Annotated in this window: 26 protein-coding genes; 16 read left to right on the top strand and 10 right to left on the bottom strand. The window is 66.0% G+C overall.

What is annotated here, in order from left to right:
- Positions 1-28 precede the first annotated feature (28 nt).
- Both ACO2SS_RS11540 and ACO2SS_RS11535 read left to right on the top strand, forming a co-directional pair.
- On the top strand, positions 29-730 hold the full coding sequence (locus tag ACO2SS_RS11540; RefSeq protein ID WP_423277787.1) for a CoA transferase subunit A: 702 nt from the start codon (positions 29-31) through the stop codon (positions 728-730).
- 14 nt (positions 731-744) lie between these two features.
- Complete coding sequence (locus ACO2SS_RS11535; RefSeq protein WP_423277786.1) at positions 745-1,425, top strand: 3-oxoacid CoA-transferase subunit B; 681 nt, start codon at positions 745-747, stop codon at positions 1,423-1,425.
- On the opposite strand, the gene ACO2SS_RS11530 is transcribed toward ACO2SS_RS11535, so the two are convergent.
- Both ACO2SS_RS11530 and ACO2SS_RS11525 read right to left on the bottom strand, forming a co-directional pair.
- Entirely contained in the window at positions 1,410-2,990 is a 1,581-nt protein-coding gene (locus ACO2SS_RS11530) for an ABC transporter permease (RefSeq protein WP_423277785.1), read from the bottom strand. The genes ACO2SS_RS11535 and ACO2SS_RS11530 overlap by 16 nt on opposite strands.
- Before the next feature lie 149 nt (positions 2,991-3,139).
- Positions 3,140-4,129 (bottom strand): Fe(3+) ABC transporter substrate-binding protein, encoded by a 990-nt coding sequence (locus ACO2SS_RS11525; protein ID WP_423277825.1) that lies wholly within the window; start codon positions 4,127-4,129, stop codon positions 3,140-3,142.
- Positions 4,130-4,595: 466 nt separating this feature from the next.
- Between ACO2SS_RS11525 and ACO2SS_RS11520 the strand changes: the two genes are divergently transcribed.
- Entirely contained in the window at positions 4,596-4,919 is a 324-nt protein-coding gene (locus ACO2SS_RS11520) for an SWIB/MDM2 domain-containing protein (protein ID WP_423277784.1), read from the top strand.
- Positions 4,920-5,065: 146 nt separating this feature from the next.
- Here the strand turns inward: ACO2SS_RS11520 and ACO2SS_RS11515 are convergent, their stop codons facing one another.
- Positions 5,066-5,767, bottom strand: coding sequence for a winged helix-turn-helix transcriptional regulator (locus ACO2SS_RS11515; RefSeq protein WP_423277783.1), 702 nt, complete (start codon positions 5,765-5,767; stop codon positions 5,066-5,068).
- A 62-nt stretch (positions 5,768-5,829) separates the two neighbouring features.
- Between ACO2SS_RS11515 and ACO2SS_RS11510 the strand changes: the two genes are divergently transcribed.
- The 6 genes from ACO2SS_RS11510 (at position 5,830) to ACO2SS_RS11485 (ending at position 8,586) form a co-directional block, all read left to right on the top strand.
- A complete protein-coding gene (locus ACO2SS_RS11510; RefSeq protein ID WP_423277782.1) occupies positions 5,830-6,264 on the top strand; it encodes a VOC family protein in 435 nt (144 codons plus the stop codon).
- Between the two features lie 34 nt (positions 6,265-6,298).
- The gene (locus tag ACO2SS_RS11505; protein ID WP_423277781.1) at positions 6,299-6,721 is read left to right on the top strand and encodes a YciI family protein; all 423 of its coding nucleotides are present in this window, start codon (positions 6,299-6,301) and stop codon (positions 6,719-6,721) included.
- A 35-nt stretch (positions 6,722-6,756) separates the two neighbouring features.
- The gene (locus tag ACO2SS_RS11500; RefSeq protein ID WP_423277780.1) at positions 6,757-7,113 is read left to right on the top strand and encodes a DUF1428 domain-containing protein; all 357 of its coding nucleotides are present in this window, start codon (positions 6,757-6,759) and stop codon (positions 7,111-7,113) included.
- Between the two features lie 3 nt (positions 7,114-7,116).
- Positions 7,117-7,596, top strand: coding sequence for a VOC family protein (locus ACO2SS_RS11495; protein WP_423277779.1), 480 nt, complete (start codon positions 7,117-7,119; stop codon positions 7,594-7,596).
- Positions 7,593-8,252 (top strand): glutathione S-transferase family protein, encoded by a 660-nt coding sequence (locus ACO2SS_RS11490; protein ID WP_423277778.1) that lies wholly within the window; start codon positions 7,593-7,595, stop codon positions 8,250-8,252. The genes ACO2SS_RS11495 and ACO2SS_RS11490 overlap by 4 nt, the downstream gene beginning before the upstream one ends.
- A gap of 79 nt (positions 8,253-8,331) precedes the next feature.
- Positions 8,332-8,586, top strand: coding sequence for a hypothetical protein (locus ACO2SS_RS11485; protein WP_423277777.1), 255 nt, complete (start codon positions 8,332-8,334; stop codon positions 8,584-8,586).
- A 98-nt stretch (positions 8,587-8,684) separates the two neighbouring features.
- On the opposite strand, the gene ACO2SS_RS11480 is transcribed toward ACO2SS_RS11485, so the two are convergent.
- Both ACO2SS_RS11480 and ACO2SS_RS11475 read right to left on the bottom strand, forming a co-directional pair.
- Positions 8,685-10,187 (bottom strand): NAD(P)/FAD-dependent oxidoreductase, encoded by a 1,503-nt coding sequence (locus ACO2SS_RS11480; RefSeq protein ID WP_423277776.1) that lies wholly within the window; start codon positions 10,185-10,187, stop codon positions 8,685-8,687.
- Entirely contained in the window at positions 10,184-10,600 is a 417-nt protein-coding gene (locus ACO2SS_RS11475) for a GtrA family protein (protein WP_423277775.1), read from the bottom strand. Before ACO2SS_RS11475 ends, ACO2SS_RS11480 begins: the two co-directional genes overlap by 4 nt.
- Before the next feature lie 230 nt (positions 10,601-10,830).
- Here ACO2SS_RS11475 and ACO2SS_RS11470 point away from each other — a divergent pair, with 230 nt between their 5' ends.
- Positions 10,831-12,084, top strand: coding sequence for a glycosyltransferase family 87 protein (locus tag ACO2SS_RS11470; protein WP_423277774.1), 1,254 nt, complete (start codon positions 10,831-10,833; stop codon positions 12,082-12,084).
- Here ACO2SS_RS11470 and ACO2SS_RS11465 read toward each other — a convergent pair.
- On the bottom strand, positions 12,032-12,292 hold the full coding sequence (locus ACO2SS_RS11465) for a SemiSWEET transporter (protein ID WP_423277773.1): 261 nt from the start codon (positions 12,290-12,292) through the stop codon (positions 12,032-12,034). The two genes, ACO2SS_RS11470 and ACO2SS_RS11465, sit on opposite strands and share 53 nt — an antisense overlap.
- Positions 12,293-12,392: 100 nt before the next feature.
- Between ACO2SS_RS11465 and ACO2SS_RS11460 the strand changes: the two genes are divergently transcribed.
- On the top strand, positions 12,393-12,773 hold the full coding sequence (locus tag ACO2SS_RS11460) for a DUF3775 domain-containing protein (protein ID WP_423277772.1): 381 nt from the start codon (positions 12,393-12,395) through the stop codon (positions 12,771-12,773).
- 101 nt (positions 12,774-12,874) lie between these two features.
- On the top strand, positions 12,875-14,065 hold the full coding sequence (locus tag ACO2SS_RS11455; protein ID WP_423277771.1) for a multidrug effflux MFS transporter: 1,191 nt from the start codon (positions 12,875-12,877) through the stop codon (positions 14,063-14,065).
- Here ACO2SS_RS11455 and ACO2SS_RS11450 read toward each other — a convergent pair whose 3' ends face one another.
- Positions 14,066-16,132, bottom strand: a complete 2,067-nt coding sequence (locus ACO2SS_RS11450) for a transglycosylase domain-containing protein (protein WP_423277770.1) — start codon at positions 16,130-16,132, stop codon at positions 14,066-14,068. It lies immediately after the preceding gene.
- A gap of 149 nt (positions 16,133-16,281) precedes the next feature.
- Here ACO2SS_RS11450 and ACO2SS_RS11445 point away from each other — a divergent pair, with 149 nt between their 5' ends.
- The 3 genes from ACO2SS_RS11445 (at position 16,282) to ACO2SS_RS11435 (ending at position 19,802) form a co-directional block, all read left to right on the top strand.
- Positions 16,282-16,770 carry a hypothetical protein gene (locus tag ACO2SS_RS11445; protein ID WP_423277769.1) on the top strand — a complete coding sequence of 163 codons (489 nt, stop codon included), beginning with the start codon at positions 16,282-16,284 and terminating at the stop codon, positions 16,768-16,770.
- A gap of 215 nt (positions 16,771-16,985) precedes the next feature.
- Positions 16,986-17,486 carry a molybdopterin-dependent oxidoreductase gene (locus ACO2SS_RS11440; RefSeq protein ID WP_423277768.1) on the top strand — a complete coding sequence of 167 codons (501 nt, stop codon included), beginning with the start codon at positions 16,986-16,988 and terminating at the stop codon, positions 17,484-17,486.
- A gap of 3 nt (positions 17,487-17,489) precedes the next feature.
- Entirely contained in the window at positions 17,490-19,802 is a 2,313-nt protein-coding gene (locus ACO2SS_RS11435) for a putative bifunctional diguanylate cyclase/phosphodiesterase (RefSeq protein ID WP_423277767.1), read from the top strand.
- On the opposite strand, the gene ACO2SS_RS11430 is transcribed toward ACO2SS_RS11435, so the two are convergent.
- Positions 19,799-20,320: a PAS domain-containing protein gene (locus ACO2SS_RS11430; protein WP_423277766.1), complete on the bottom strand. Its 522-nt coding sequence runs from the start codon at positions 20,318-20,320 to the stop codon at positions 19,799-19,801. The genes ACO2SS_RS11435 and ACO2SS_RS11430 overlap by 4 nt on opposite strands.
- 97 nt (positions 20,321-20,417) lie before the next feature.
- Positions 20,418-21,338, bottom strand: a complete 921-nt coding sequence (locus ACO2SS_RS11425; protein ID WP_423277765.1) for a LysR substrate-binding domain-containing protein — start codon at positions 21,336-21,338, stop codon at positions 20,418-20,420.
- Positions 21,339-21,466: 128 nt separating this feature from the next.
- Between ACO2SS_RS11425 and ACO2SS_RS11420 the strand changes: the two genes are divergently transcribed.
- On the top strand, positions 21,467-23,068 hold the full coding sequence (locus ACO2SS_RS11420) for a catalase (RefSeq protein ID WP_423277764.1): 1,602 nt from the start codon (positions 21,467-21,469) through the stop codon (positions 23,066-23,068).
- A 67-nt stretch (positions 23,069-23,135) separates the two neighbouring features.
- Here ACO2SS_RS11420 and ACO2SS_RS11415 read toward each other — a convergent pair whose 3' ends face one another.
- Entirely contained in the window at positions 23,136-24,965 is a 1,830-nt protein-coding gene (locus ACO2SS_RS11415) for a hypothetical protein (RefSeq protein WP_423277763.1), read from the bottom strand.
- Between the last annotated feature and the right edge of the window lie 14 nt (positions 24,966-24,979).

Raw genomic sequence — 24,979 nt, 5'->3', positions numbered from 1 at the left:
GCATTCGCTCGCCTCGGGGAGTGAATGAATGAAGAAGGTCTATCCTGACGCCCGAGCGGCGTTGGCGGGTGTCATCGGCGACGGCATGACGATCATGGCCGGCGGTTTCGGCCTGTGCGGGATTCCGGATCTCCTGATCGAGGCGATCCGCGATTCAGGTGCAAAGAACCTGACCATCGTGTCGAACAATGCCGGCATCGATGGGGTCGGCCTCGGCGTTCTTCTCGAGACGCGGCAGATCAAGAAGATGATCTCGTCCTATGTCGGCGAGAACAAGACCTTCGCCCAGCAATATCTCGCTGGCGAACTGGAAATTGAATTCAACCCGCAGGGTACCCTCGCCGAGCGTATCCGCGCCGGTGGGGCCGGCATCCCGGCCTTCTTCACGAAGACCGGCTACGGCACGCTCATTGCCGAGGGCAAGGAGACCCGCGAGTTCGACGGCGAAAACTACGTGATGGAGCGTGGCCTCTTCGCTGACCTCGCGGTGGTCCATGCCTGGAAAGGCGACAAGGAAGGCAACCTCGTCTACCGGAAGACCGCGCGGAACTTCAATCCGATGATGGCGACTGCCGCCAAGGTCACCGTTGCGCAGGTCGAGCACCTCGTCGAACCTGGCGAGATCGATCCCGATCACATCATCACGCCGGGCATCTACGTCAGCCGCATCGTACACGCACCGAACGCCGCGAAGCGGATCGAGCAGCGCACGGTCCGCAAGGCGGCCTGAGGGAGAATTCAGCAATGGCTTGGACACGCGACCAGATGGCCCAGCGCGCCGCGCAGGAATTGCGCGACGGCTTCTACGTCAATCTCGGCATTGGCATCCCGACCCTCGTCTCGAACTACATCCCGGAAGGCATGACTGTTCAGCTCCAGAGCGAGAACGGGATGCTGGGCATGGGGCCGTTCCCGTTCGAGGGGGAGGAGGATCCTGACCTCATCAATGCCGGCAAGCAGACGATCACCGAACTGCCGACCACGAGCTATTTCTCCTCATCCGATTCCTTCGCGATGATCCGCGGCGGGCACATCAACCTGTCGATCCTCGGGGCCATGCAGGTCGCCGAGAATGGCGACCTCGCCAACTGGATGATCCCCGGGAAGATGGTGAAGGGGATGGGCGGCGCGATGGATCTTGTCGCGGGCGTCAAGAAGGTCGTTGTCGTCATGGAGCATTCGGCGAAGGGCAAGGACGGCTCGACGGAGCCGAAGCTGCTCCATGCCTGCACGCTGCCGCTGACTGGCACGCGCGTCGTGGACATGGTCATCACCGACCTGGGCGTCTTCACCATCGACAAGCACGGCAGCGGCGGCATGAAGCTGATCGAGCTCGCGCCGGGCGTTACGGTCGAAGACGTCAAGGGCCAGACAGAGGCAACCTTCACGGTCGCCCTTTCTGATGCCTCTCAGAAGGCGGCCTGATCCGGCCTGGCAGGGCGCGTCGGATCGGATGGGCCCTGCCGCATGGCGCGGGTAAGCCAGGCGATCGGCCCAAGCCCTGCGAGCACGATGACGAGGGCGGCGAGTGCGCCGTCCTCGAAGATCCCCCGGGACGTGGCGCTGTAGACCTGGGTCGCGAGCGTCTCGACGTTGAGCGGCCGCAAGAGGAGGGTTGCTGGCAGCTCCTTCAGACAGTCGACGAAGACGAGCAGCGCCGCGCCTCCGAGCGCCGGGCGCAGGAGTGGCAGCTGGATGTAGCGGGCGAGCTTGCCCGGAGGCGCCCCGAGCACCCGGGCAACCTGGTCGATTTCGGGCGGAGTCTGCGCCAACTGCGCGGACAGGGTCACGACCGCCACGCGCAAGAACCGAATGACGTAGGCGATGACCAGCGCCGCCCCTGACGCGATCAGGATCAGGCCCGGACGATCCCCCGACAGGAAGGCCCAGATGTTGCCGAGAACCTTGTCGAGCGCGACGAGAGGCGCGAACAACCCGAGCACCAGGATGGTCCCAGGCACTGCATAGCCAAGGCTGGCGACGAAGGAGAGCCTCCGAGCGACAGGGGTGGGCCTCAGGCGGGCGGCGAGCGCGATGGCGGCTGCCCAGGCGACCACGATGAGGGTCGCGGCCGAGGCAAGGAGCATCGTCGTGCCGAGTTGCTCGAGGAGGGCGAGCCCGGCAGCTTGGATCAGCTCGCGTCGGACGACTTCTACGGCAAGGAATGTCGCCGGGATCACGAAGCCGACGAGAAGCGGGATGATGCACAGGGCTGCGCTGAGAGCCGCTTTCGCTCCCGTCAGTTGGACCGGTTCAAGGCGCGCCGTGGAGTGCCCCGAGCCGTGGTAGCGGCGCCGGCTGCGTTGCAGCTCCTCGGCAAGGAGCAAACAGGCGACGATGAGGAGTGCGATACCCGCAATCTGCACTGCCCCGGCCATGTCTCCCCGGTTCAGCCAAGCCGTGTAGGCGGAGACCGTGAGGGTCCGCACGCCGAGATGTTCGCTGGCGCCCACGTCGTTGAGCGTCTCGAGCAGCGCCAGGGTGGTGCCGACGGCGACAGCAGGGCGGGCAACGGGAAGCGCCACTCGCAGGAACAGGCGGATCGGTCCGCATCCGAGGATCCGCGCCGCCGCGATCACCGAAGCGTCGCCCGCCAGGAATGCCGCCCGCGCGGCGACGAACACGTAGGGAAACAGGACGAACGCGAAGAGCACGATGCAGGCGGAGAGCGAGCGTACCTCCGGGAACCAGTGGTCTGCGACGGTTCGTCCGAAGGATTCGCGTAGCGCGGAGCGTACCGGCCCCGCAGCGTCCAGGATCTCGACATAGGCCAGGGCCGTCACATAGGTCGGGACGGCGAGGGGAAGGGGGAGCAGCCAGGCGAGCGTGCGCGAGCCGGGGAAGCGGAACGCGGTGAGGAGCCATGCCGCGCCGGTCCCGATGGCAAGCGTGAGGAACGCCACTCCTGACAGGAGGAGCGCCGTTTCCAGGAGCGCGGCAGGCAGAACGCTCGATGCCAGCCGGACAAGCGCATCGGAGCCGGCGAGCACCGCCGAGAGTGCAAGGGAGGCGAGCGGCGCCGCAACCGAAAGCGCCCCGAGGAGGGGCGCGATCAGGATGAGAGGTGGGCGGTAGCCAAAGCGCGGCCAAGGTCGCGCGGCCGGTGCAGCAACCTGCAGCGGCCCGGCTTCAGCGGCGATCAGCGGTCGAAACCAACCTCATCGACGAGTTCGCTGGCGCGCTTACGCGCCTTGGCAACATCTGCCAGGCTCATCGGGTCGGGCTTCAGCTTGCCGAAGGATGCGATGAACGGGTTCACGGCCACGCCTTCCCGGATCGGGTACTCGTAGTTCACGTCCGCGAAGACATGCTGGGCGTCCGGGGACACCATGTACTCGATCAGCTTGATCGCGTTCTCGCGGTTCGGCGCGTTCTTGGCGACGACGGCGCCGGAGACGTTTACGTGCGTTCCGCCGTCCTCGAAGGTCGGCAACACCGGGCGGATCGCAGCCGCCCATTTCTTCTGGTCCTCGTTCTTTCCCGTCGCCATCAGGCCGACATAGTAGGAATTCCCGAGGCCCACATCGCAGACACCGGCAGCAATGTCCTTGGCGACGTCCCTGTCACCGCCGGAGGGCTTCTTGGCGAGGTTCGCCTTCACGCCCTCGAGCCACGCCCGGGTCTTCTCCTCGCCCTTCTTGACGAGCATCGCCGCCGTCAGCGCGATGTTGTACGGGTGCTGGAACGAGCGGGTGCAGACCTTCCCCTTCCATTTCGGATCGGCGAGGCTCTCGTAGGTGAGCGCCGTGTCAGGCACACGATCCTTCGACACATAGATCGTGCGGGCCCGCATGGAGAGCGCGGTCCAGCGCCCGTCGGGATCGCGAAGATTCGCGGGCACCGCGGCAGCGATCGCCTCCGACCGGACCGGCTGCGCAACGCCGAGGTCCAGCGCCTGCTGCAGGCGCCCGATATCGACGGTGATCAGCACGTCGGCCGGACTGCGATCCCCTTCCGCCGCGATGCGTTCGGCGAGGCCCTGCTCCGAGAATATCGCATTAACCTTGATGCTGGTCGCTTTCGTGAACTCGTCCAGGGTTGCGGAATATTGTCCTGGCTCGCGGTTCGTGTAGACATTCACTTCGCCGGCCGCGAGGGCAGGGAGGCCGGTCAGCGATGCCGCCATCATCGAAGCAGCGAGGAGTCGGATCCTGTAGCCGCGCACGTTCGCCTCCCTCTCGGATTCCTGGGCGTTGATGCGCTGCTAACAGCACGGGCGGTGCGGGCATGCAAGAAAAAGTGGTTTTCTTCCAGTAGCTTAGAGCTAGTCTAAATCTTATCTGGAGCTATGCTGGCGCTGTGCAGGCGTTTCATCAGGAGCACGGCGCGTTCCGATCTCCATATGCCCGGCCGTGGATCAGGCCTCGCTTGAGCCTTTAGCCTTGCGCATTCTCTCCGCGGGGGGCGTCCCGAAACGCGTCCGAGTGGGCCCAGGAGCCCTTCGAACCCTTCGCCGCCCCGGATTATGGGCCTGGGATACTCCTCTGGAGCCGAAAACTCACAAAGGAATGCCCCTAGAGCGTTGACGGGACGCGCCCCTCTGCTCAAGGGTCCCGAGGCTGCGGTTGATTCCGCGACTAGAGGAGATGGCGGGAATGGCCAAGGAAACGAAGACGGCGGCGAAGAGCGAGACGAAGCCGAAGGCGGCTGCGAAGGGCGAAGGCGCTCCCCGCAAGGTGAATCCGGCCCTGATGAAGCCGATGACGCCCTCGAAGGAGCTTGGTGCTGTCGTCGGCACGAAGCCTCTGCCGCGCACCGAGGTCGTTTCGAAGGTGTGGGAATACATCAAGTCGAACAAGCTTCAGAACCCGAAGAACGGCCGCGAGATCCTGGCCGACGACAAGCTCAAGAAGGTGTTCGGTGTCGACAAGGTCACCATGTTCGAGATGAACAAGCACCTCTCCAAGCACCTCAGCTAAGTCGGGTCCGGCCGAGCCCCGCCCGCAATCTCCGCCCTCCCGCCCCGAGCGGCAGGGCACCGGCCCGGCCGGTTCGGCGGAAGCAACACGAGAAGGGCGGCGCCAAGGCGTCGCCCTTTCTTCGTTTGGCCGGCGGCTCCGAGGCCCTATTTGCCTTGGCCGACTTTGGACGGCAGCGGAAAAAGCGTCACGAAACGCTCGGCGGCCGCGCTGTCCCCCTCTATCGCGAGGGCGCCGCTTGCCTTGAGCGCATCGAGCGGCACGCCCCCGTACACCGCCCCCGCGACTGCCCTTGGGCTGCCGGTGATCTCGACCTGGGATGTCTCTGTACTGCCGCGTTCGATGGTGACGCCGGCCTCGGTTAGTCGGAGCAGGAAGCGAACATCGCCGAACCGGAAGCCGATCCGCGCTGCAAAGCCGCGCGCCCGAGTGGAATCGAACATCGTCCTGAATGAAAGGAAGAGCGAGGTCGCACTCAGGGGAAGGCTCGGGTCATGGGACGGCGAGCGTGCCGCCCAGCGGCCGAGCACCTGGAAGATCGGCTCGCTCTCATATCCCCAGGGCGTCAGTTCGTAGACCTGCACGGAAGCGGGCGGCGGCAGCTTCCGCCGGACAAGGATGCCGGCTCCCTCCAACCCTTCGAGTCGCTGGGTCAGCACGTTTGCGCTGATACCAGGCAGGTCGGCGCGGAGTTCGCTGAAGCGCTTGGGGCCGAGGATCAATTCCCGCATCACCAGCAGGGACCAGCGCTCTCCGACCAGATCGAGCGCGTGGGCGGCACCGCAAGCGTCGTCGTAGATGCGCCGCGGGCTGCTTCGGGCGGCCTGAGTTATTTTTTCTGACTTCATGGTTGCGATATATAACCTGCTCGGCTAGCGTCCAAGCGTCGAAGTGAATGGGAGCGAGCGCCGTGGCGAAGCTGATTTTCGTGAACCTGCCCGTAACCGATCTCGAGCGGTCGGTGGCCTTCTACGAGGCGGTCGGCGCGACCAAGAACCCTCAGTTCAGCGATCACACGGCGGCCTGCATGGTCTTCTCCGACACAATTCACGCGATGCTGTTGACCCACGACAAGTGGCGGCAGTTCAGCTCGAAGGAGATCCCGGACGCGCACAAGAGCGCGCAAGTCCTGATTGCGTTGTCCGAGGAGAGCCGGGCTGGTGTCGACGTCATGGTGGGGAAGGCGGGCGCCGCAGGCGGCAAGCTCGATCCCACGCCGACCCAGGATTTCGGTTTCATGTACGGCCGGAGCTTCGAGGATCCGGACGGCCACATCTGGGAGGTGATGTGGATGGACGTCGAGGCTGCCAAGGCGGCAATGGGTGGGGCGCAGGCAGCGGCCTGACGGCTGGTCGGAGATCAGCACCGGGGAGGACGACATGCGCGTGATGGTTCTCGTGAAGGCCACCAAGGAGAGCGAGGCCGGGCTGATGCCCTCTGCCGAACTCCTGGACGCCATGACGAAGTACAACGAGGAACTCGTCACTGCGGGCATCTTGCAAACCGGGGAGGGCCTGAAGCCGACCTCCCAGGCCAAGAGGATCGCCTTCGATGGGCCGAGCCGGACCGTCATCGACGGCCCGTTCGCGGCAACGGAGGAACTCGTTGCGGGCTTTTGGATCTGGCAGGTCAAGGACATGGAGGAGGCTGTGGCTTGGGCGAAGCGCTGTCCCAATCCAATGCCTGGCCCGAGCGAGATCGAAATCCGCCCATTCTACGAGATGGAAGATTTCGGCGAGGCGATGACGCCCGAGGTCGCCCAACGGCACGACCGGATGCGTGAGAAGCTCAGCGCGAGCTGACGCGGCGTAACGACAACAAGGATTGGGAGGAAACGATGAGCTACGTGGACGGTTTCGTGATCGCCGTGCCCGCGGCAAACAAGGAAGCATTCCGGAAGCTGGCGGAGGATGCTGGCCGCATCTTCCTGGAGCACGGTGCGTCCCGTGTCGTGGAATGCTGGGGCGATGACGTCCCGGACGGCAAGCTCACGGATTTCCGGCGGGCCGTGAACGCGGAGGAGGGCGAGGTCGTCGTCTTCTCGTGGGTCGAGTGGCCATCCAGGGAGGCGCGAGACACGGGCAACAGGAAGATCATGGAGGATCCGCGCATGAAGATGGAGAGCGGAGCACCGTTCGACGGCAAGCGGATGATCTTCGGCGGCTTCGAGCCTATCGTTTCGTTCGGCAGGTGAACCGTGCCCGGGATCACGCCTTGCCTCTGGTTCGACGGGGTCGCGGAGGAGGCAGCGGCCTTCTATGCGAACCTCATTCCTGACAGCCGGGTGGAGCGGGTCGACCGCTCCCCCATCGATACGCCCTCCGGCCAAGCCGGCTCCGTCCTCACAGTCGAGTTCGTCCTCTACGGCCAGCGTTTCCTTGGCCTGAATGGCGGACCGCATTTCAAGTTCAGCGAGGCCGTCTCCTTTATCCTCGAATGCGAAGGCCAGGACGAGGTTGACCGCTACTGGGCGGCGCTCTGCGAAGGCGGCCAGCCGGGCCCGTGCGGCTGGCTGAAGGATCGCTACGGTCTCTCCTGGCAGATCGTGCCCCGCGAGGCGCTCGCGATGTGGCGCGATCCGGACCAGGCCCGCGCCGCCCGCGCGATGGGTGCCATCATGGAGATGGGCAAGTTGGACGTTGCAGCGATCAGGCGGGCCTACGAGGGGGCGGCATGAGCCTCACACTCTACGCCCACCCGTTCTCGTCATACTGCCAAAAGGTCCTGATCGCACTGTACGAGAACGGGACACCGTTCACGTATCGCTCTCTCGTACCGGAGGACCCGGTCGCGTTCGAGGAGCTACGCGAACTCTGGCCGATCGCCAAGTTCCCGGTCCTGCTCGACGGCGGCCGGGCCATACCCGAGACGAGCATCATCATCGAGCACCTGGAACTCTTTCATCCCGGCCGCGTGCCCCTGCTGCCGAGAGATCTCAAGGACGCCCTGGAGGTGCGGTTCATGGACCGCTTCTTCGACAATCACGTGATGGAGGCGATGCAGCCTGCCGTCCTGGAGGCGCTTCGGGGCCAGGACGGGCGTCCAGAGGTGGCGCGGAAGGAAGCCGGGGAACGACTGGACCGGTCCTACGCTTGGCTCGAGGAGAAGCTCGCGGGCCGTATCTGGGCGGCGGGCGACAACTTCAGTCTCGCCGATTGCGCGGCGGCTCCCGCCCTGTTCTACGCCGACTGGGTGCACGAGATCGGCCCAGACTTTCCAGTCGTGAAGGCGTACCGCTCCCGTCTGCTGCAGCGCGCTTCTGTGGCCCGCGCCGTCGACGAGGCGCGACCATTCCGGCCGCTATTCCCTTTGGGGGCCCCGGACCGGGACTAGCACCGCGTCCGTCGATTTCTTGGGCGGCATCGGAACTGGCTGGGTCGACCTCCGTTCAACTGTGCTTACGGAGGGATTCATGAAAAAGGTTCTGTCGGCCGCTCTGCTCGGCATGGCTCTCCTTGCGGGGGGAGCTACGCTCGGCGGGGCCACCCCCGCTGCGGCGCAGGGCAAGATCTATTACGGCCCGAGCGGCCCGGGTTACGGCTCTGCCTACCGTCCCTATCGGCCCGGCGCTCGCCGTTACGTCGCGCCGCGGCGCGCCTATGGCTACCATCGCGGCTATGGCCCACGGCGGGGCTACTATGGCGCGCCGCGCCGTTACTATCGGTAGCGGTACCTACCGGCGAGGCTGTCGCCTGAAACGAAACGGCCGGGCAGTGCCCGGCCGTCTGCACATCATCTAAGAGCTCGCGCCTGATCTGGGGCGGTTCACGCCACCTTCCGGGGCACCAGCCGAAGCCCTGAGATCGAGGCCTGAGCACCTTCGGTGCCGGCTTCCGAGTACTCGGCGTCCTCGTTGACCGCCCACACATCGTACAGGCGTTCGCCCGCCATGATGTTTCTGGCGGCGAGCATGCCGGTCATCATGGCATGGTCCTGATTGTTGTACTTGTGCATGCCGTTACGCCCGACGGGATGCAGGGTCGGATAGTTCATCTGGAAATCGAGACGGATCGCCTCGACGTTCTCACGGTAGGCGTCGTCGTAGACCGGATAGGCCTTGGGTTGGCGTACGATCGCAGCGTCGACGACGTCTGCCGGGTTGATCAGGCCTATGCGCCCGATCTCATGCGCAGCAAGCGCGATGAGTTCGTCATCCGGCATCGTCCAGAGCCCATCCCCCTCGAAACAGAAATACTCCAGCCCCAGGCACGTATGCCCCTCGTCCGGTACCATCTCGGGCGACCATGAGCGGAAGTTCTGAACGCGCCCGACGAGCACGGACGGGTCGTGGATGTACACCCAGTTGTCGGGAAAGGATCTGTCCGACTTCGCGATGAGCGCCACCGTCAGGAAGTCTCGGTATCTCAGCGCGCGCGCCTGGAAGAGGCTGATCGGCTTTGGCGTCAAGGCCTCGGCGAGCTCCCGCAACGGCGCGGACGAGACCACGTGCCGGGCCGTGAAGGTTTCCCGGGTGCCATCCGACCGCAAGGCCGTCACGGTCCAGATGCTGCGCTTCGCATCCCAGGACAGTCCGTCCACGCGCCGGTCCATGAGGACGTGGCCGCCGAAGCTGCGGATCTTGCGGGCTGCTGCCTCCCACATCATGCCGGGCCCGCGGCGCGGATAGCGGAAGGATTCGATCAGGGTCTTCACGACCTCGCCGCTCTTTGCCGTGGGCTTTTTCAGCGCGAGCGATCGGGCCAGGCCATCGAGAATCGCGGTTCGGAGGTCGAGGCCCTTGATGCGCTGAGAAGCCCAGTCGGCCGAGATCTCGTCGCAGCCCATGCCCCAGACCTTCTCAGTGTATGTCTTGAAGAAGATCGAGAAGAGACGCTCGCCGAACTGGTTCCGCACCCACTCGTGGAAGGTCTTGGGCTGGCGGATCGGGCGAAGGCGCGCCGCCGCATAGGACAGGACGCAGGCCGCGGATTCGACCACGCCCAGGTTCCGCAAGGCTTCGAGTGCCTTCAGCGGATAGGCGTAGAACTTGCCCTTGTAGAAGATGCGAGACAGGCGCGGCCGCTCGATGAAATCGTCGGGCAGGATCTCGTTCCAGAGGTCGACCACCTCCTTCTGCTTCGAGAAGAAGCGGTGTCCGCCGATGTCGAACAGGAAGCCGTTGTGCTCGACCGTGCGGCTGATCCCGCCAACCTGATCCGGGTCGGCCTCCAGCACCACGACCTGGAAGCCGGACTTTGCGAGCGTGTAGGCTGTCGTCAGGCCTGCTGGGCCGGCGCCTATGACGAGGGTGTCGGTGTGGCCGCTCATGGTCTGATTCCGAGGAGCTCAGGGGCCTCGCCTGCGAGGCGGGCCCGGAAGGTGACGAGGCACTGGCCGGCGAAGGAGAGGCCCGCCGCCATGACAGCCGCGATGCCGATCGCGGGGAGGGCCGGAAGGGCGGGAGCGAAGCTCCGAAGCACGAGAAAGGCGGCGAGGTTGAAGCCTTGGGCGCAGAGCGCCACCGCGAGATAGCGTGCGGCCTCTGCGGGCACGGGGCGTCCGCTCGCCGTGAAAGTGAAGCGCCGGTTCAGTTGCCACGTCGCGAAAGTCGCGATCCCGAGGGAGACGCTTCTGGCGAGAGCGTCCGGCGCTCCGAGCACCGACATGCCGGAGAAGGTCGTCATATCCGTCAGGAGGCCGGCGCTGCCGACCAGGAGAAAACGCGGCAGACTCAGGGTCATCCCTCGGCGCAGCAGGGCGGCCGCCGGCGACGAATCCCATCTTCGATGACGCGACCCGCTCGAGGCGATCGAACTCACACGGCGACTCCTGTTCGCCGGCAGCCTGACGAAAAATGGTTGATGCGCCGTTGCGTTGAGCCTCGCCTCGTTAAGGATCCTGCCGCGTTAGGCGGGAGGTAAGCCCATTCCGGGAGGATGCGGCGGCAGTCGGCGGCAAGTCCTGGAGCAGCATGGAACCCTTCGCGACGGGAACCTGGCTGACGCGCTCGCGCGTTCGGGCCGTGGCGCTTGTTCTGGTCCTCGGAACGGCGGCCGCCGTGCTCTTGCTCCTGGCAACCCGAACCGGGCCCCACGGCACGCTGGACAAGTGGGGGCGCCCGCTCGGCACGGACTTTACACTCATCTGGAGTGCCGGGACGCTGGCGTTGGAAGGGAGGGCAGCAGGCGCTTACGACTGGACGACCATCGGGGAAGCCGAGAAGGCCACGCACGGAACGGAAGACGTTGCTCTTCTCGGCTGGCACTACCCTCCGATTTTCTTCCTTCTGGCCGCGCCTCTCGCGTCGCTGCCCTACATCGTCTCGCTCGTCCTATGGCAGGCCGTGACCCTAGCGGGAGCCGCCTTGGTCGCCTGGCGCATCCTGCCGCGTTGGGACACGCTTCTCGTTGCCCTCGGCTTCCCGGCGGTTCTCGTAGGCCTCGCCCACGGTCACAACGGGTTCCTGACAGCTGCCCTGTTCGGGGGCGGTTTGCTGCTGCTGGACCGCCGCCCGTTCATCGCAGGGCTGCTGCTTGGCTGCCTCGCGTACAAGCCCCAGTTCGGGATCATTCTTCCGCTGGCGCTTGCGGCAGGCGGTTACTGGCGAGCCATCGCCGGTGCCACCATCGCCGTGATCGCCCTCGTCGCTGCGGCCCTGACGTTCTTCGGGGCCGAAACCTGGGCGGCCTTCTTCTCCTCGATAGAATCCACCCGCCGGATCGTCATCGAGGACGGCGCCACGGGCTGGTACAAGATCCAGAGCATCTTCGCGTGGGTGCGCATGCTCGGCGGCTCCCTGCCGCTTGCCTACGCGGCGCAGGGCTTCGTGTCCTTCTGCGTGATCGCCGCGACAGTCTGGCTCTGGTTCATCCAGGCTCCGATGCGGTTGCGAGCGGCGTGCCTGCTTCTCGCCTCGCTTCTTTCGACGCCGTACCTCCTCGACTACGATCTCGTCCTTCTCGGACCGGCGATTGCCTTGCTGGCCAGCTACGGTCTCGAGCATGGCTTTCGCCGATGGGAGGCGACAGCGCTCGCCTTTGCCTGGGTCGTCCCGATCCCGGCGAGAGCTCTCGCCTTCTTCTGCCAAATCCCGGGCGGGTTCCTGGCGGTCTCGATCCTCTTCATTCTCGCGGCGAGCCGCGCGATGCGGGAGAGCTCCGGCGAAGCGTCCTTCAGCCGTATCGCAGCTTCATGGCGACGATCAACGAGACGAGCGCCAGGCTGAGCGCATTGGCGAGGATCAGAGGCCAGCTCCCGATCAGGACGCCATAGGCCAGCCATAGAGCCAGCCCCGAGCCGAATGTGAGCTGGGCTGAAAGCGAGATGGCTCTCGTCTCCCGCAGCCGGATCGTTCGCAGGGCCTGTGGGACCCAGCAGAAGGTCGTGAGCACGGCGGCTGCGCCGCCTATCGATTCGGCCAGAAGTGAGGTCATGGCCCATGAATGCAGGTCGTCGGTTGCCGTGCCACCGGTCGCCGACTGAACTTGCGCTCCGGTCGCGGGTTTTCGTCCGGCGACAACGGAGAAACGGTCGATGGACATCGCGTTGGACAAGGTTTGCGAGCTCATCCTGCGGGCCCGCGCAGTCGACGTGAAGGAAGGCATGACGGACCCGGATTCGGGCTCCAATGCGATCGACGACGGGATGGCCGACGTGCTTACTGCAGGCTCGGACGATGCCAGCGAAGAAGAGATCCGGGAGTTCATCGCCGGCCTGAACGACGACGAACGACACGACATCGTTGCGATCGTGTGGATAGGTCGAGGCGATTTCGACGCCGAGGATTGGTCGGAGGCGCTGCGAACCGCGCGGGAGCGGGAGCAGGGCGACACGGCCGATTATCTGCTCGGAATTCCGAACCTGCCCGATCTTCTCGACGAGGGGCTGGCAGCGCTCGGCCGCTCTTGCGCCTGAGCTAACGCCGCCGCACCGCCGCCAGCGCAGGGCAGCTCTGCTTCGATGCGCTCCGGGTGGTGCGCGTCTTGCTCACTCGTCCGTCGATGTTAAGACGGGCTATGCGGTCGATCCTCTCCAGGCCGCCCTTCGGCAATCCAGCCTCCGCCAGCATCGCTCTCCTCGTCGCCATCACGATGACGGGGACACTCGCGATGCACGTGTTCGTTCCTGCGCTGCCTCAGGCAGGAGCGGATCTGGGCGCCTCGCCAGGGGCGATGCAACTCACCATCACGCTTTATCTGGTCGGGCTCGCCGCCGGCCAATTGGTCTATGGGCCCATTTCGGACCGCTTCGGCCGGCGACCCGTCATCATCGTCAGCCTTCTGCTGTATCTGGTCGGGTTCCTTCTCGCGATCCCGGCAGCCTCCATCGGAGGCCTGATCGTCGCGCGCGTTCTCCAATCGCTCGGCGGCTGCGGATCGCTGGTGATCGGGCGGGCCATGGTGCGGGATGTGTCGAGCGGACAGGACGCGGCTCGCCAACTGGCGTTCCTGACCATGGCGATGTCGATGACGCCGGCGCTGGCGCCGGCGATTGGCGGCTTCATCGATCACGCCTTCGGATGGCGAGCGATCTTCGTGGCCCTGGCCGTGCTCGTCGCCGTTATCCTGTTGCTCGTCGTATTCACGCTGCCGGAAACGAACCGGCGACCAATCGCACTTCCCGGCTTTCGAGCAACCTTCGGCAGCTACGCCCGGCTTGCGCGCTCGGCCAAGTTCCGGCGCTACACCATCGCGGCGGCTTGCGGCGGCACCAGCCTCTACGCCTTTCTCGCGGTCGCGCCGTTCCTGATCGGGGAGATGCTGGGCCGATCCTCGCAGGAGGTCGGGCTCTGGTGCCTCTTCGTCACTGTCGGGATGGCGGTAGGTTCGGCTCTGTTCCGAATGATCGCTCGACAAAGCGAGGTTCGTGTCGCCGCGCAGCGAGGCAACCTCATCTGCCTTGCATCGGCGATCGTTCTCGCCGGGCTGATCGCAAGCGGCTTCTTCTCGATCTGGACGCTGGTCCTGCCGCTTTTCACCTATGCGATCGGCGTGGGCGTGATGGGCCCCAACGCGGTGGCCGGCCTGATGAATGTCGATCCGGACGCGGCCGGCTCCGCTTCAAGCCTCTATGGTTTCGTGTCGATGGGCTTCGGGGCGCTCTACACGGTGCCGGTGGCCCTGTTCCACGGCGCGGGCGCGCTGCCGATGGCTCTCACCCTGCTCTTTGCGTCCTGTCTCGCTGCTGCCGCCCTTCACCGGGTCTGATCAGTTCCCGAACAGCTTGTCGAAGAACTCCGTCAGGGGATCCGGGCCCGCCTGGGCGCCGGCCGGACGGCTGGAGCGGCCGCCAGACGCCGAGGCGACGCGCGTGCCTGGCGAGCCGGGGAGGGCGACTGGCCGCTCTCCCTGAAGTCCCGCCTTCATGAAGCGGCTCCAGACTTCCACCGGTAGGCCTCCACCCGAAACCTTCTTGGTCGGGGTGCCGTCGTCGTTTCCAAGCCAGACGCCGGCGACGAGGTTTCCCGTGTAGCCGACGAACCAGGCGTCGCGGAATTCCTGGCTGGTGCCCGTCTTTCCTGCCGCCTCCCAGCCCGGAATCTCCCCCTTCCGCGCCGTACCGGTGAGAAGCGTCTCCCGCATCATGCCGTTCATCATGGCGACGGCGGAGGAATCGATCACCCGACCGAGGCCACCTTCCGTCCGCCGGTAGATTACCTTGCCTCCCGGCCCTCGGACCTCGGCGATGATGTACGGGACGACGCCAAAGCCGCCATTCGCAAAGGCCGCGTAGGCGCCGACCAACTCGATCGGCGAGACTTCCGACGTGCCGAGCGCGATGGAGGCGTTCGGCTGCAGGGCGGAGGCGATGCCGAGCCGGCGGGCGATCTGCACCACCTTCTTTGGGCCGACCTCCATTCCGAGCCGGACGGCGACTGTGTTGAGCGACAGGGCGAGCCCGTCGCGCAGCGTCACCGGGCCACGGTAGTCACGTGAATAGTTCTCCGGGTTCCAGCCGCGGACCGAGATCGGTCCATCCTCCCGAACGGTGTCCGGAGTCAGCCCGGCTTCGACCGCCGCAAGATACACGAAGGGCTTGAAGGCCGAGCCCGGCTGCCGCTTCGCGTTCGTGGCGCGGTTGAACTGGCTTTCTGCGTAATCCCGCCCGCCGACCAGGGCTCGGAGTGCGCCGTCCGGCCGCATGGCCACGACGGCTCCCTGCTGGACGCCGAATTTCGCCCCCTTCTGCCCAAGCTCCTCGGTCAGCGACCGCTCGGCGGCGGCCTGCAGCACGGGATCGATCGTCGTCCTGACGGAGATGTCGCTTTCAACCGTGCCGACGAAGTCGTCGAGCACGTCCATGACCAGGTCGGCAGCGTAATTGGCGGAGCCCGCGCCCGCCCGGCGGGTGGGCTTCGCCGGCTCCATCAGGGCCGTCTTGTGCTGCTCGGGCCTAATGTAGCCTTCGTCCGCCATCGCGGCGAGGACCAGCTCCGCGCGAGCACGTGCGGCCTCCGGATTTCGGTTCGGCGCAAGGCGAGACGGCGCCTGGACGAGGCCGGCGAGGGTCGCGGCCTCTGCGACAGTGACCTCGCGCGCGGGCTTGCCATAATAGCGCTGGGCCGCAGCCTCGACCCCGTAGGCGCCGGCGCCGAAATAGACCCGGTTGAGATACAGCTCGAGGATCTGGTCCTTGGTGTATTGGTGCTCCAGCCAGAGCGCGAGGATCGCCTCCTGGATCTTGCGGGAGGCGGTGCGCTCCTGGGTCAGGAAGAGGTTCTTTGCGAGCTGCTGAGTCAGCGTCGAGCCGCCCTGCGAAACGCCGCGCGAGGTTAGGTTGCGGAAGGCCGCGCGAGCGATGCCGAGGGGATCGATCCCGAAATGGCCGTAGAAGCGCCGGTCCTCGATCGCCACGAAAGCCCGTGGGAGATGGGGCGGCAGCTCTTTGATCGAAACGCTGCGGCCGCCGGTCTCGCCGCGGTTGGCGAGCAGCGTCCCGTCCGATGCGAGGATCGCGACGTTCGGCGGGCGCTTGGGGACGGAGAGCTGGTCGATCGGCGGAAGCTGCGTCGCGTGATAGGCTACGAGGCCCGTACCCCCGATCGCCGCCCAGATCCCGACGACGAGCGTCCACGAGATCAGGCGCCCGATGAGGGAGCGGCTCCGCTTCCGGCTCGGCTTTTGCCGCCGGCCCTTGTCTCCGCCTCGTCCAGACCTTGCCATCGTTCCCCCGGCCCGGTCGCCGTGGGACAACCTGAGCCCAACATCCGACGGATCGCCGGAATCGAATACCGGCTCCCGTCGTTCCCGGCGGCGCTCCGGTCCCTTACTCATCACGCTCCCCGCAAAGCCCGCGGCGTGCGGGCCAGGCTCGGACACAACACAATAATCCGGGGCGCTTTAAGGCTGCGTAAAGCCGCGCTCTGGCTCGGTGCCGCCCCCTGTGCTTTGGTCCGGCCTGACGCAATCCCGAAAGGATCCAGATGAAGCAGGCTCTCCGACTGGCTGCCTTGTGCGCCGCCTTCGCCGCTTTCCCCGCCGCGGGCCAGCAGCAGCCGGCGGCCCCCGAAAGCGAGCAGACGGTCGTGATGCGCAGCGTGCTCGAGGCGCTCAGAGCCAACACGGCCGCGCTCCAGCGGAACAGCCAGATGCTGGAGACCTTCTCCAACCGCCTGGAGCGCGTCGAGGCCGCGACCCGAAACGTGCCCCCGGCTATGGAGGGGTTGAGGACGGATATCATCGCCATTCGAGCAGGTCTCGACAGGCTCGTCACGGCGACAACTGGAAAGCGACCTGCCGCCACCCTCCGCTTCTCGCCCTTCGCTTGCGGCAACGAGGCCGAGGCGAGCTGCGTCGTGAACGCCTGCAAATCGGTCGGCTACGGCAACGGGGTCGCGGTTTCGGTCAACCGGACGGGGACAGGCGCGAATGTCCGCCCGACCAGCGTCGCGGAAGCCACTTGCTACGAGTAGAGGCTGGGCCACGGGGCTCGATCCCGGCATGCTCCGGAATCAGCGAGCCGCTGGGCGTGTGCGCGGATGGCCGGCCGGGGAGCTCCTGGGTTTCCGTCTGGAGCTGAGGGCTCGCTGATTCTGAAACTTCGCGTCGACCGCTCCATTTCCAGCTTGAGAATGCACCATCCCTAAAGGAAATGCTCATACCTGAGATGTGGCACGCGCCACAGAGCATGATGATACGTTCCTCGAAGATATTTCTTGCGCTGGCTGCGCTCTGCGCGGGCACATCACAGGTGTTGCCGGTCCGTGCAGATAACGGAAAGCCTATCCTGATCGTGACGGGCAACGTAAACAACGGCAACGGGCCGGTCCGATTCAGTCTGTCGTCACTTGAGATGCTCGGTGTCGTAGCGGTTGAAACGAAGACACCTTGGCACAATCAGAAGGTGCGTTTTGAAGGCGTGCCGATGTCTGTCCTCATGAAGGAGGTCGGCGCGAAAGGGGATGTTGTCGAGGCCCATGCGCTCAACGATTATTCCACGATGATCCCTGTCGAGGATTTCCGGAAGTTCAACGTCATTCTGGCGACTCGGAAGAATGGGGTGCCTATGCCTGTCCGGGATAACGGGCCGCTGTTCATCATCTATCCTTATGACAGCGATCCCGACTTGCAGAGCCAGCGATACTACGGGCGTTCCGCCTGGCAGGTCAAAGAGCTGAAGGTCAAGTAAGTCTTGGTCCGGGAGCGTCTCAACACCCTTAGTGCTGTCAAGCTCGCACTGCTTGTCGTCATCGCGGTCTTCGCGGCCTCGGCCGTCTATACGTCGCTCGTGATCGAACAGCGCCAGACGGCGCTGCGGAATACCGACCGCTACAACATCGCCCTTCTCGCGAGCCAGGGGCCGGCCGAACTCGCACGCTTTCTGGAGCGGGTCAGTTCCTCCACCTGGTCGGGCAGCGACGTCGATACCGATGAGATCGGCCTTCGGTTCGACATCCTCGTCAATCGCCTCGGTCTATGGCGCGACGGTGAGTTCGGGGCGTTTGCCGATGCCACGCCGGAACGGCGGGAGACCTTGAGGCTGTTCGAGGAAGCGATCGCCGCCGGCGAGAGTCTCGCGGCCTCGCCCGGCGACATTGGCGCCCGGGCGACGTTGCGGCGCCTGTTTGTTCCCCTGGAAGACAGATTCGCTCGCCTGGCTGCGGAGGCGCACCTTGTGAGCGCCGAACAAGCCTCCAGGGATAAGAGCGAGCTGCTCGGGCTGCACGAGATCTTCACCTGGCTCGCCATTGGGCTGATCTGCTGCGGTATCGCGCTCCTGGGTCTTGTCCTCTGGCACAACCGGCTTCTCTCGAAGACCCATTCCCGGCTTCATGAGCTCACGGGGGATCTTCGGCACGCGTCCGGCCAGCTCAATGCCGCAATGGACAACATGAGCCAGGGGCTCTGCATGGTGGATGCTGAGATCCGGCTGACGGTGTTCAACCGCCGCTTCCTGTCGCTTTTCGGGCTGTCCAGGGCCGATGCGCCGCCCGGAGCTGCCCTGCCCGAGGTGCTCGCGCGATCTCCGTTTCTGCGGGCGGATCAGGTCGGGCTGCAGAGTTCTGCGCTGTGGCCCTCGCTTCTCAGTCTCGAGAACGGGGTCGTTCTCGCCGCGACCTATCGGCCCCTGCCCGATGGTGGCTTCGTCGCCACTTACGAGGACATCACCGACCGCCGTCAGGCCGAGGCCAAGATCGCCCACATGGCCCATCACGACGCCCTGACGGAGTTGCCGAACCGCGCGCTGTTCCTGGAGCGGCTGGACGCGGTGCTGGCGGGACTCGAGGACAGCGAAAGGAGCTTCGCGGTCCTGTCGCTCGACCTGGACCGCTTCAAGGAGGTGAATGACAGCCTTGGGCATATGGTCGGCGACCAGCTTCTCTGCGCAGTGGCGCGGCGGCTGCTCGAGTGCATCAGGCCGGGCGGGATGGTCGCCCGCTTTGGGGGCGACGAGTTCCTCATCCTCCAGCCGAGCGAGAACCAGCCTCGGGACAGCGAGGCCTTCGCGAGAAAAGTCATCGAGGTCGTGAGCGCGCCTTACGACATCGATGGGCGGGAGATCCTGACAGCGGCCAGCATCGGCGTTTCGGTCGCGCCGTTCGACGGGGTCGACTCGCACCAGCTGCTTAAGAATGCAGATCTTGCCCTCTACCGAGCCAAGGGGGAGGGGCGCGGAACCTACCGGTTCTTCGCTCCTGAGATGGACGCCGCCCTGCAGGCACGTCGGTCGCTGGGGCAGGACCTGCGGCACGCGCTCGCCCACAACGAGCTCGACATCCACTACCAGCCGATCATCAACCTGAGGACGAACGAGATCGCGGGCTACGAGGCGCTGCTTCGTTGGACCCATCCCCAGCGCGGTCCGGTCTCGCCGGGCATCTTCATTCCCCTGGCGGAAGAGATCGGGGTGATCTCGGAACTCGGAAAATGGGTGCTGCGGCGGGCCTGCGAGGAGGCCGCGCGCTGGCCCGAACACATCCGGCTCGCCCTGAACCTCTCTCCCGTTCAGTTCCGTAGCCGCGATCTCGCGCCAACGGTCGCGGCCATCCTTGCCGCGACGGAGCTCCCGCCTCACCGGCTCGAGCTCGAGATCACCGAGACGGTGCTCTTGGACGAGAACGATTCCACGCTCGCCATCCTGCACCAGCTGAGGGCGATGGGGACACGGATCGCGCTCGACGATTTCGGCACGGGGTTTTCCTCGCTGAGCTATCTGCGCGCGTTTCCCTTCGACAAGATCAAGATCGACCGCTCGTTCGTCCGGGATTCGGAGCGGCCGGACTGCATCGCGATCATCCGTTCCGTCGCCTCCCTGGCCGCCAACCTGCACATGGCGACGACGGCGGAAGGGATCGAGACGGCAGAGCAACTCGATCGCGTCAGGAAGGTGGGCTGCACCGAAGGGCAGGGCTACTTCTTCGCGAGGCCCAAGCCCGCGCACGAGCTCGTCCATTCTCCGGCCGGGCAGAAGACCGAGCCCCGAAGGCTCCGCCTTGTAGGTTAGGCTGTGTGCTCGGTCCCGTCGGGCATGCCGAAAGCCTCAATGACGAGCTTCCGGAGTCGGGCGATCGGCACGGCTCCGTCCCGCGTATGGTCGCGCGCGCGCCTCTCGAGCCAGAGAAGGGCGTCGATGGTCAGCGGGGCTCCGCCGCAGGCAGGCCTTCCGTGCTCATCCTCCTCGTAGAGAATGCCGAAGATGCCGAGCTTCTCTCCGGCTCCATCGTACAGAAGGAAGGCATGAGCCCGCACGGGCACGATGGTGCCATCGGGCTGGACGTAGCGCTTGCTGAAGGAGCAGGGCTCCCGCGCGCTGATGATGGCCGGCAGCCGCTTGCGGTTTTCCTCAAAATCCGCCGCTAGAATGAATTCAAAGGGCGTGCGGCCGATGATTTCGCCCGCCTCCCGGCCAAGCAGGCCTGAATATCCTGCATCCGCATAAGAAATTGTCCCGCCCAGGTCGAAGCAAGCAACTCCGAAAACCGGCGCTACGGAACCGCGTCCGGCTTTCCGAGCCTCTGCCACGGGCGGTCCTCCTCAGTCTCGCGGGCAATTCTGAACGGCTATCCTTGTACGGGGCGGCAGCCAAGGCTGGCGAGGTCTATTATTATCGATATCCACTTCAATGCGCCGCGTGTGCTCTTGTCCCGGCAGGTGCGCTGTCACGAAAGAAGGTAGCCAGCCGGACGAGGCTCGCCCGGCGCGGATCCGTCGCTCGCCAGGCCAGCGCGACGGTGCGGACGGGGCCATGCTCTCCGAACGGGCGCGAGACGACGAGGCCGGTCGCGTCCGGTCCCTCGTCTGCCGCGAGCCGCGGCATCAGCGTATAGCCGGCCCCAGCCGCTACCATCGACCGAAGCGTCTCGAGACTCGTGGCGTGGCGCCCGGCGTGCGGCCCCGCCGCGCAGGCAGCCAACGCCTGGTCACGCAGGCAATTCCCCTCCTCGAGCAGCAGGAGCTCTGGGCCGGAGAGCGTCTCCGGGTCGATTTGTGGCGCGAGCGCGAGGGGATGGTCGGTTGGGCAGGAGAGCAGGAAGGGCTCCTCGAAGAGCGGGAGGACCGTGAGACCGGTCTCGTCGACGGGAGGGGAGAGCAGGACGGCATCGAGCCGGCCTTCGCGCAGGCCATCCAAAAGCTCGGCCGTCCTGCCTTCGCTCAGGGTGAGGACGAGCTCGGGAAAGCTCTGCCGCAGGGAGCGGAGAACGCGGGGAAAGAGGTAGGGCCCGAGCGTCTGGATTGCGCCGAGGGCAAGCCTGCCGGCGAGCGTGTCGGCGCCTTCCTGCGCGATGACGAGAAGCTTCTGCGCCTCGGCTAGTACGGCGCGGGCTTGCCGGGCCACGGCCTCCCCCCGGGCGGTCGGGAGGACCCGGCGGCTCGTTCGTTCGAACAGCGTTAGGCCGAGTGCCTCTTCGAGCCGCCGAATCTGTGCGGAAAGGGACGGCTGGCTGACATTGCACCGCTCTGCCGCACGCCCGAAGTGGCGCTCCTCGGTGACTGCCACCACATACTCGAGATCGCGGAGTGAAAGCGCAGCGACATTCATAGGCGCAGCCTATCGAATCCGGATAAACGTTGCATTTGCGGCAGCGTCGCGGGGGCGCCATAAGCCACCTGCACATTCGTACAGCTCCAATCTGCCCCATCAGGGGCGCGGTACCAGAGGAGGCGCCTATGGCGGAAGACAACAGGATCCTGACGACGCGTCAGGGACATCCGGTTCGCGACAACCAGTCGATGCGGACTGTCGGCGAACGCGGCCCGGCAACGCTCGAGAACTATCAGTTCATCGAGAAGATCACCCATTTCGACCGCGAGCGCATTCCGGAGCGCGTCGTCCATGCCCGCGGGGCCGGCGCCCACGGCTGGTTCGAGGCCTACGGGAAGATCGGGAACGAGCCCGCTTCGAAGTATACCCGCGCCCGCGTCCTGAACGAGACCGGCGTGAAGACGCCGATGTTCGTGCGCTTCTCCACCGTGGCCGGCGCCAAGGAGAGCCCGGAGACCGAGCGCGACCCGCGCGGCTTCGCGGTGAAGTTCAAGACGCTCGACGGCAACTGGGATCTCGTCGGCAACAACCTGAAGATCTTCTTCATTCGGGACGCCATCAAGTTTCCGGACATGATCCACGCCTTCAAGCCGGATCCGGTGAGCAACCGGCAGGAGGCCTGGCGCTTCTACGACTTCATCGCGATGCACCCCGAGTCGCTTCACATGGTGACCTGGCTGAAGTCACCGTGGGGCATCCCGGCGAACTACCGTGAGATGGAGGGCTCCGGCGTCAACACGTACAAGCTCGTGAACGCCGAGGGCGTCGCGCATCTCTGCAAGTTCCACTGGGTGCCGAAGCAGGGCGTGCGCAACCTGACCTCCAAGCAGGCCTCCGAGATCCAGGCGAAGGATGTCGGGCACGCGACGCGCGATCTCTACGACAACATCTCCAAGGGGAACTTCCCCGAGTGGGAGTTCTGCGTGCAGATCATGCCCGAGGGCCCGAACGAGCACCTCACCTTCGACCCGCTCGACGACACGAAGCGCTGGCCCGAGGACCAGTTCCCGCTGCTGCCGGTCGGCCGCATGGTGCTGGACCGCGTCCCGGACAACTTCTTCGCCGAGGTGGAGCAGTCGGCGTTCGGGACGGGCGTGCTCGTCGACGGCATCGACTTCTCCGACGACAAGATGCTGCAGGGTCGGACGCTCAGCTACTCCGACACGCAGCGCTACCGCGTCGGCCCGAACTACCTCCAGTTGCCCATCAACGCGCCGCAGGAGGGGGCTCGCCTCGCCACGAACCAACGTGACGGCCAGATGGCCTTCTATGTCGATCGCGGCGGCGAGAGCCGGCACGTGAACTACGAACCGAGCTATCTCGGCCGCGGCCTCGCCGAGGCGCCGAAGCCCGAGAAGGAGTATCACCAGTACGTCGAGGGCCATCTCGGCCGGTACCAGCCGACCCGCGTGCAGGACGACTACACGCAAGCCGGCGAGCGTTACCGGACCTTCCAGGACTGGGAGCGCGAGGACCTGATCGCCAATATCGGGGGCGACCTGAAGCAGTGTCCCGAGGAACTCGGCCTGCGCGTGGTGTGGCACTTCTGGCATTGCGACGAGGATTACGGCCGCCGCATCGCGGAGACCGCTGGCCTCGACCTGGAAAAGGCCAAGGCGCTGCCGCCGCTGCCCGGCAAGCCAGCTCCAGGCAAGAACCGGCCGGGTCCTACCTATTCGGACGGCAAGCCCGAGGAGGGCACGGAGCGGCTTCAGGCCGCCGAGTGATCTCCTGATCCGGAGACGTTTGGAGAGACGATGGCCGGGCGTGAGCCCGGCCTTTTTCGTGCCGGGCTTATTGAGGCCGCTTCGCCACACGCCAGGCCAGTAGGTCGCCCGGTCCGGTCGCAATTGGATCAAGCCAGGGCGCCTTCGCGCCAGAAGCGAGAGCGTGGGCGAAAGTGCCCTCGGCACCCTTTGTCCAACTCCGGCATAGCGCCAGGATCCCGGCGCCGCTCGCGGCAACCGCCGTCTTCATATCCTCCTCGGTCCCGGCGAAGGCCCTGATCGAGGCTTCGATCCCGGACGCTGCCCGATGATAGGGAGCCGCCACGATCCTATGGGGCGTGAAGAGCAGGATCGCCGTCCCAAGGTCGACCGGTGCGAGCACGGTTCCCGGGGCGATTTCTCCAAGCACCCGCACGCCCGCTTCCTCAGCACAGTTCGAAAGATGCCGTGTGACGGCGACAGGCGACTGCCGCTCGAAGACTGCTCCTGCGGCCAAGAGGGGTAGGGCCGCGACCTTGCCCAGCATCAGGAGGGCGAGTGCCAGCGCACCGATTGTCCGGCCCGGCCGCTCGCGCCGGGCTGCCGCGGCGAGGGCGCGTTGGAGCGCCACCCCCGCGACGAGCGGGAGGGCGGCCGAGGAGATGTAGATCCCACGCAACTGAATGACTGAGATCGCGAGCCCTGTCGCGAGGAAGCCGCCGAGGATCAGGTCGCGATGGAACGCATCCGGGTCTGTCGCGCGCCAAGCCTGGACCAGGGCGTACCCGCCTGCCAGCGCGATGGGCAGCAATCCGCCGAACGCCATCTCCGGGCTGAACTTCAGCGTCGCTGGAAGCGACAGCGCCTCCGCGACCTTGTCGAGCCATTCGCGCCTGACGATCTCGGGAAGATCCCCGAGAGGGCTGCCGATGCAGCCGCCCTGGACCTGCAGGAACGGGACGATCGTGACCGCGCCGGCTATGCCGGCAGCGAGGAGGCGTGCGCGAGGGCTTTTCAGCCGCGCGTCCAGGCGGGCTAGAATGGTCGCGCCCAATCCGCCCCCGCAGGCGAGCAGGATCCAGGGCAGGGAGAGGGCGTCGCAATGGGAGGCGAGCCACTGACGTGGCGGCGTTTCCGCCGCGAGCAGAAGTGGCGCCGTGATTGCGAGCGCCAGCCCGAAGGCGCCGAACCGGGCCGCCTCATGCGGCCGCTGCCCCGACAGCCAGGCCAGCGCCGCCGCAGCCCCGCAGAAGGCCACGAATGGCAGCGTCTCCAGCCCAACTGCCAGCGACAGGGCGGCGAGGCCTCCCGCCAATCTTCCCCGCCAGACCGCCCCGCGCCGGTCGGGGGCTGGGTCGCAGAGGCCAAACAGGACGCCCAGCATGGCGAGGATCTGCACGTTGTGGTGGTCGATCCGGCCGGGAGCGAAGAGCCCCATCGTCGTCATCTGGGTAGCGGCGAAGACCGCAAGCCAGGCGGTCCGTCCGCCGTACCAGCGACCAGTGGCGGCCCAAAGGCCAGAGAGAAAGGCAGCCAGCAGAAGGGAGGGCCAGAGGAGGGCGACCAGACCGGAGGCGAGCCGCTCTCCCAGGACTGGCGCGATCGTCAAGATCCCGAGCGCGATCGGTGCGTCGACCAACCGCGACCAGTGCGTCACGATTGCGGACGGGGAACCAAACCGGTGCTGCGCCTTGTCGAACCAGTCCTGTCCATGGACGAGGTCCAGCACCTGCGCGAGGCGCATCAGGTCATCATTGTCGGGGAGCCGCAATTCGCGGATGACCGCAGCGACCGGGGAGGTGAAGAAGAGCCCCGCAATGCCCAGCAGGGCGAGCACGACCGGCAGCGCGGGGGCGGCCAGGGGCGAAGCTGCCTGGGGCGAGGTCGGGTCTGCCGCCGCGGGGACAGGGCTTGGCATGGGCTTCGGCGCGC

The sequence above is a fragment of the Enterovirga sp. CN4-39 genome (assembly GCF_049446235.1).
GTDB lineage: Bacteria > Pseudomonadota > Alphaproteobacteria > Rhizobiales > Beijerinckiaceae > Enterovirga.
Note: the sequence above shows the minus strand (reverse complement) of the source record. Positions and strands in the feature narration are given on the sequence as shown.